4 protein-coding genes and 1 tRNA gene are annotated in these 6,685 nt (G+C 44.4%); 1 reads left to right on the top strand and 4 read right to left on the bottom strand.

Annotated features, from left to right (window positions below; translation table 11 throughout):
- Nucleotides 1–38 precede the first annotated feature (38 nt).
- From mutL to tsaE, 3 genes are all read right to left on the bottom strand, one after another.
- Entirely contained in the window at nt 39–2,252 is a 2,214-nt protein-coding gene (gene mutL / locus AB4585_RS19120; RefSeq protein WP_372170596.1) for a DNA mismatch repair endonuclease MutL, read from the bottom strand.
- A 102-nt stretch (nt 2,253–2,354) separates the two neighbouring features.
- Nucleotides 2,355–4,070, bottom strand: coding sequence for an N-acetylmuramoyl-L-alanine amidase (locus tag AB4585_RS19125; RefSeq protein ID WP_136989458.1), 1,716 nt, complete (start codon nt 4,068–4,070; stop codon nt 2,355–2,357).
- Nucleotides 4,064–4,528, bottom strand: a complete 465-nt coding sequence (gene tsaE / locus AB4585_RS19130; protein ID WP_004735870.1) for a tRNA (adenosine(37)-N6)-threonylcarbamoyltransferase complex ATPase subunit type 1 TsaE — start codon at nt 4,526–4,528, stop codon at nt 4,064–4,066. Before tsaE ends, AB4585_RS19125 begins: the two co-directional genes overlap by 7 nt.
- Before the next feature lie 240 nt (nt 4,529–4,768).
- On the opposite strand from tsaE, the gene queG reads away from it, so the two are divergent.
- Nucleotides 4,769–5,947, top strand: coding sequence for a tRNA epoxyqueuosine(34) reductase QueG (gene queG, locus AB4585_RS19135; protein ID WP_017059922.1), 1,179 nt, complete (start codon nt 4,769–4,771; stop codon nt 5,945–5,947).
- A gap of 611 nt (nt 5,948–6,558) precedes the next feature.
- On the opposite strand, the gene AB4585_RS19140 is transcribed toward queG, so the two are convergent.
- Nucleotides 6,559–6,634: transfer RNA gene (locus AB4585_RS19140), tRNA-Gly, on the bottom strand.
- Nucleotides 6,635–6,685 lie beyond the last annotated feature (51 nt).

Consider the following 6,685-nt stretch of genomic DNA (forward strand, 5'->3'; position numbering starts at 1 on the left):
CGTATTCAGCTAAAAAGACAAAGGTCGTCGCGAAAAAATTAAACCGTAAACGCGGCTATAGTCGCTGAAAAGTCGATAGGATTAACAAACTCTGGATCATCTAATGGAAGTAGACCATGCCAAAGTTGTTCTAGTTCCCCAACTAGTTGAACCGCTTCAGATAAAGTGTAGTCGCTTTTTACTTGTGCGGTTTGAATCCCGATCCAGTTAACCAAAGCTGACAACATGTCATTAGGTTGCTTCACTGCACCCTGGGCATTTATTGAAGCCGCGTAAGATAACAGATCTGGGATCAAAATTTGTAAGTTTTGCTGCCTTAAAGGAGAAGGCACGCCCATCACCATTACCGCCTCGCTGTTTCGCGCCTTAAGCTCAATCCCCAGTAATGCCAGAGTTTGACTCAGCGCCTTAGCAACTTCGACAAGTTCACTACCCAGCTTAATCGATAAAGGCACCAATAGTGGTTGGCTTTTTAACGCACCACCTCGAGTATCAAGCTGACCAACAACACGCAATAACTCAGCCTTAGCCAAGGAAACCAGCACACTGCCGTTCTTATTGCCCATTACCAGATACTGACGTTCCACAATCGAGACCGCTTTGCCCAAGTCCGTTACAGGTGCTCTTGGCTTTAAATGAACAGGATTCTGTTGAGCAGGCTTAGCTTCTTTATTTTCTTTATTTTCTTTATTTTCTAAGTTGTCTCTGGTTTCTACTGGTGCCACATGCTCTTGAGAAAGTGAAGGCTGTACAACTTGCTCATCAAAATCTGGCGTTTTCAGAAGCTCTTTATAGGCTTTCACTTCTCGCTTAGATGGCGCGGGTTCACCATGATGTTGGTGTGGCTCTTTCTCTTTTTTAGGTTCAGGTCGAGACTCTATCCACTCTTGGCGAGAGGAACCGGTAAAACTGCTGTCACTAGTAGCCGAGCTTCGGCCAGCAGATGAACTTGGACTGGTTGATGAGCTTGGGCTAATTGATGAAACATAGTGTCGCCCACCATCATTAACGCTGTGTTGAGGCTTATCAAAAGCGTGCTCTGATTCTGCTTTTCTCGGGTAGGCAGGCGTTTGCTCAATAGCGTGTCGCACCCTATCCGAAACTTGGGTTTGATCCGAACTGCTAGGCATTACGCTTTCTGGCTCAGCGAAACTTGCAACACCATCAACTGCAGAGCTCGTACTATCTTGCTGATGATGAATCACTTCTGACTGATGAAAAGCCGACTGATTGATTGGTGCAGCATCGATCTGCTTGCTCTGTGCTAAACCATCACTCAATGCTTGGTAAATAAAGTCATGCACAAGGCGCGCTTGATGAAAACGCACTTCATGTTTTGCAGGGTGGACATTCACGTCCACCTGATGTGGGTCGAGTTCAATGAACAACACATACGTCGCGAATTGGTCTGGACGCAGGCTGGTTTCGTAGCTTTGACGAATCGCATGGTTGATCAGCTTGTCACGCATCATACGACCATTCACATAGCAGTATTGCAGGTCGCTTTGCTGTCTGGCCCCTTCAGGTGTGGTGATCCAGCCATGAAGTTTTAAGCCTTGGTGCTCAAGTTCGATCTTAAGCATATGGCGAACAAAAGGATTGCCACATACCACAGCGATGCGCTTTTCTGCTTGAACTTCTGTCTTGGCAGCGCGGTACTGACGAATCATCTTGCCGTTATGACGAAGGTTGATCGTCACATCAAAGCGACTTAATGCAATACGCTTGAGCAACTCATCAATATGGGTGAATTCAGTCTTCTCGGTGCGTAAGAATTTGCGGCGCGCTGGTGTATTGAAGAACAGATCCAACACCTCAACCGAAGTACCAATTGGGTGTGCTGCTGGCTGCAGTTTTACCTGCATATCACGACCTTCACTGTGTGCTGCCCAAGCTTGATCTTGAGTGGCAGGGCGTGAAGTCATGGTCAAGCGCGCAACCGAGCTAATACTCGCCAGCGCTTCACCACGGAAACCGAGGCTGACGATCGCCTCTAGGTCATCAAGAGTGTGGATTTTGGAGGTAGCATGACGACTCAGTGCCAAGGCAAGCTCATCTTTTACGATGCCTTTACCATTGTCACGAACGCGGATCATCTTGGCGCCACCTTTCTCGATATCAATATCGATACGTGTCGCACCAGAATCCAAACTGTTCTCAACCAACTCTTTTACAACAGAAGCGGGTCTTTCTACCACCTCACCCGCTGCGATTTGGTTAGCTAACCGAGCTGGCAGTATTTTGATCGTCATATTTATAGCTACCTTACTGCCATTGATGGAAACGCTGCTACGTTTGCACTAGTTCTTATTTTTTATCATTGATATACCTGAAGCTGTTTAGCATTCCCAAGACTACTTGTGAGGAATAATCAACACTTGGCCGATAGCTAGACTGTCAGATCTTAGCTTATTCGCTTGGCGAATGCTGTTGACGCTCACGCCGTATTTCGAAGCTATCTTGCCAAGGTAATCACCTCTTGCAACTTTGTGTTTGCGCAGAGGAACATCTTTAACTTCAACCGTAATACGTAACTTTTGGCCTACTCTCACCGTCTCTGATTTCAAACGGTTCTCACGTTTAATATCAGCCACCGACACTTTATAGCGGCTGGCGATCTTACCTAGGTACTCTCCAGACTTAACCGTGTGAGTGATGGTCTTCGTTTTAACCGCACTGCTTGATGATGAAGTTGAAGCACTGCCTGGAATCTTAAGTACTTGGCCAATTGCTAGGCTGCTCGATTTCAGATTGTTGAACTTCATCAACGTCTGTGTCGACGTACCATACTTGCTCGCAATCACAGACAAAGACTCACCACGAGAGACTTTATGTTGGCTCACGCTGCCCGTTGATGACGTTGCGTTAGACAAGATAATCCCTTCAGGCGGGTTAGCCTTCAAATACTTAACCACCGCTTTAGTCACTGCTCGTGCCAATTTATCTTGGTGCGAACGTTGGAAAAGAAGCTTCTCTTCCGTCGGATTCGAAATAAAACCTGTCTCTACCAGTACTGATGGGATCTGTGGTGAACGTAATACTGCTAAGCTGGTGTTAATCGGCTTGCTATTGTGCAGTTTCGCAACCTTACCCATTTCAGACAGAATTGCCGTTGCCAGTTTGTAGCCCTCTTTTTGAGAGTGGCTAAACTGCAAATCAAGCAGGGTTTGGTTTACGTTCTTATCATCAATATTGCTTGTGAACGCTGCACCGCTACCACCAAGCAATTCAGACTGTTTCTCTTTATTCTCAATCCAACGAGAGATCTCTGTATTTGCGCGTCGAGTGTTCAATACAAACACTGAACCACCTCTTGGTTGAGGCGTCGTAAAGGCGTCGGCGTGAATAGAGATCAACAGGTGAGCTTCATTCTCTCGAGCAATCGCAACACGTCGATTCAGGTTCACAAAGTAATCAGCATTACGAGTCATACGAGTTTTGATCCCCGGGACCGCATTCAGTTGAGCTGCTAACTTCTTAGAAATACTCAGAGTCGCGTCTTTTTCGTATTTACGCGTAGGACCAATCGAACCTGGGTCTTCACCACCGTGGCCAGGATCAATCACAATTAGAATATCTTTCTGGCGCTTAACCTGATTAATGTTCTTACTTACCGTTGGCTTACTCGGTGTCGATGTCGCTTTACTTGCCGCACCATGAGGTAAGTCGATCACCAAACGGTGTCCATACTGACCACCTGGGGTCGGGCTCAGTTTGAATAATTCTGCTTTAGACGACTGCTTTAACTCAAAAACCAAGCGATAGGTGTTTTTGTCTGGCGGTGAGCTCTTACGAATCTTAGATAGAACAGGGCTGTCTTTCACCTCGACCGGTAACTTAGTCGCAAGACTGGTATTTTTTAAATCAACCACTAAGCGACTCGGGCTACTCAGGGTGAAATAGCTAAAGTCCGCTTCTGATTTTAAGTCGATAACCACACGAGTTCCTTCTGGAGAAGGCCAAACCCTTAAACTTTTCAGTGAGTTTGCAGAAACAAGTGAAGAAAACAGTATAGAAAAAACAGCAGCCATCATGGCCACTGTTGAAATAAGGCGTTTAGAAATCAACATAACTCCAACTGACTAAGTAAGCGCTGTCCGTATTCACTATTAGCGGTTAAAGAAACAATACGGTGATCGTCTTGGTAACGAATATCAATATCCAAATCGGCTTCTGGTAGCATCCCATAACCTTTCTCAGGCCATTCAACCAAACAGATAGCATCCGGAGTAAAGTAGTCACGAATTCCCATAAACTCTAACTCTTCAGGATCGGCTAGGCGATAAAGGTCAAAGTGGTACACCTGCCAATCTGCAAGTTGATAAGGTTCAACTAGAGTATACGTTGGGCTTTTTACATTTCCTTGATGGCCAAGCGCTTTTACAAAGCCACGACTGAAAGTCGTTTTACCTGCGCCAAGATCACCATGCAGATAAATAGTCGTCTGCTGTGAGCAAAGATTAGAAAGCTCCGTTCCTAATTGAATCGTTGCTTGTTCATCTTTCAAAGTAAATTGTTTCGTGCTCATGAATACGTTCTCTAAAAATCGATCGTTGACTATATAAAAATCAAAAGAACAAGAATAGTAAACCGTGATGCTTTTGGGAGACAAGCACTCAAGTGTAAGTTCTATGAAAAATACTGATCAAAACGCGTCTGTTCTGGTCAACACCACTAAGATCCGTTAAGATCCGCCCCCATTTTTGCCGAACCTAATTTTAATTAGCCTTATCTCTAATTGTAAAACAGAGAAAATAAGAAATAAGCCATGAATCTAGACCATCTTGCTGAAAAAATTAAAATCTGGGGAAAAGAGCTGGGCTTTCAAAAAGTTGGCATCTGCGATGTTGATTTAAGTGAACACGAAGCCCCTCTTCAAGCATGGCTAGATGCAGGCAACCACGGCGAAATGGATTGGATGGCTCGACATGGGATGATGCGTGCACGTCCTGATGAACTTCACCCAGGCACAATTCGAGTGATCAGCGCTCGAATGAACTACCTACCACCAGAAGCTCAGTTCGCCTCTAACCTAAGCGATACCACTCAAGGCTACATCAGCCGCTATTCTTTAGGCCGCGACTATCACAAATTGTTCCGTAACCAGTTGAAAAAGCTAGGACAAAGAATTGAAAAAGAGGTCGAGGGTTTAGACTCACGCCCTTTCGTCGATTCAGCGCCCATTTTGGAAAGACCACTCGCTCAAAAAGCAGGGTTGGGCTGGACAGGTAAACACTCATTAATTCTTGATAAAGACGCTGGCTCTTGGTTCTTTCTAGGGGAGCTGTTAGTTAACATCCCTCTTCCCACGGATGAACCCAGTGTTGATGAGTGCGGCAAATGCACCGCATGTATCACTTCTTGCCCAACGGGTGCCATTATTGCTGATGGCGTGGTTGATGCGCGCAAATGTATTTCGTACTTAACCATTGAATATGATGGTGTGATCCCTGAAGAGTATAGAGATGCCATTGGTAACCGTATCTACGGTTGCGATGATTGTCAGTTAGTTTGCCCGTGGAATCGTCATGCCGAACTCACAGAGCAAACAGACTTTCACCGCAGAGAAGATTTCCAAGAAGCCGATCTGGTTTCACTTTCAAGTTGGGACGAAGCAACCTTCCTAAAGAAAATGGAAGGCTCAGCAATCAGACGTATCGGCCACACCCAGTGGTTACGCAATATCTTTGTTGCGATGGGCAATGCACCATTTCAACAACGCATTATTGAAACCCTGGAGTCTCATCAAGGCAAAAACGAAATGCTTGATGTGCATATTGAGTGGGCTTTGAATAAACAACTACAGCAGTTACCCAACGCTAGCAGTGTGCAAGAAGATAGCTCTACGCAGAAAAATAGCTGTGTGCAAAAAAGTAACAGCAAAATCTCCACCAAAAAGCACAGACTGATACGTATAGTAGAGAAAGGACTACCAAGAGACGCCTAGCCCTTTTGGTATCAACGATTGACAGCGACACCCACATCGATAGTCCAATATTTAAGACAACTCGTTGCACATAATTTTAGAACAATGTTTGACCTTGTTCTCAATTCTAACAATGTGGAAAAAATTCAGAACTCTCGTAAACTTCCGACACCCGAGCAAAGTTAAACACAGTACCGATAAATGATTAAGATCAAAAAACAACAAGTTAACGATCTTTTATTAAATCCAAGATAGGCATCCAACTTGATAAAAAACAACAAGTTACGATCGCTGCAATTCATCTAATATATTGAAAACAAGAAAGATCTTTTAGGGATATGTAAAGAATTAAGACTGAAATAACTTTATCAACCAAGTTATCCACACCTAACATTTTGTGGATAAGTCTGTTTATAGATGTGAAAAACCTCAAGTATCTGCTTCAGAGACCTGATGTTTACTAGCATTCCAGTTGCTAAGAAAAATTTAAGACAAAAAAATATCCACCATGATGGAGGATTATTTGCTTTTTGGGGGGATTATGCTTCGCAGCATTAAAGAAAGAGCGTGACCTTTGTGGTCGCCTTTAAACACAGAGGTTTAAAGTACTTATTAGCTTTTTTAGAAGAAAGTGGAGCGATACATCGGGTTCGAACCGATGACCTCAACCTTGGCAAGGTTGCGCTCTACCAACTGAGCTAGTATCGCATTAGTTATTCGCTGCTCTTACTGCCTTGGGCAACAGATAGCGCTTAACTG

It is taken from the genome of Vibrio sp. 10N.222.49.C9 (assembly GCF_041474985.1).
Taxonomy (GTDB): Bacteria; Pseudomonadota; Gammaproteobacteria; order Enterobacterales; family Vibrionaceae; genus Vibrio; species Vibrio crassostreae_C.

Excerpts from the sequence above, each read along its gene's own strand:
- tsaE (WP_004735870.1), bottom strand. The coding sequence starts at position 4,528 with ATGAGCACGAAACAATTTACTTTGAAAGATGAACAAGCAACGATTCAA.
- queG (WP_017059922.1), top strand. The coding sequence starts at position 4,769 with ATGAATCTAGACCATCTTGCTGAAAAAATTAAAATCTGGGGAAAAGAG.
- AB4585_RS19125 (WP_136989458.1), bottom strand. The coding sequence starts at position 4,070 with ATGTTGATTTCTAAACGCCTTATTTCAACAGTGGCCATGATGGCTGCT.
- mutL (WP_372170596.1), bottom strand. The coding sequence starts at position 2,252 with ATGACGATCAAAATACTGCCAGCTCGGTTAGCTAACCAAATCGCAGCG.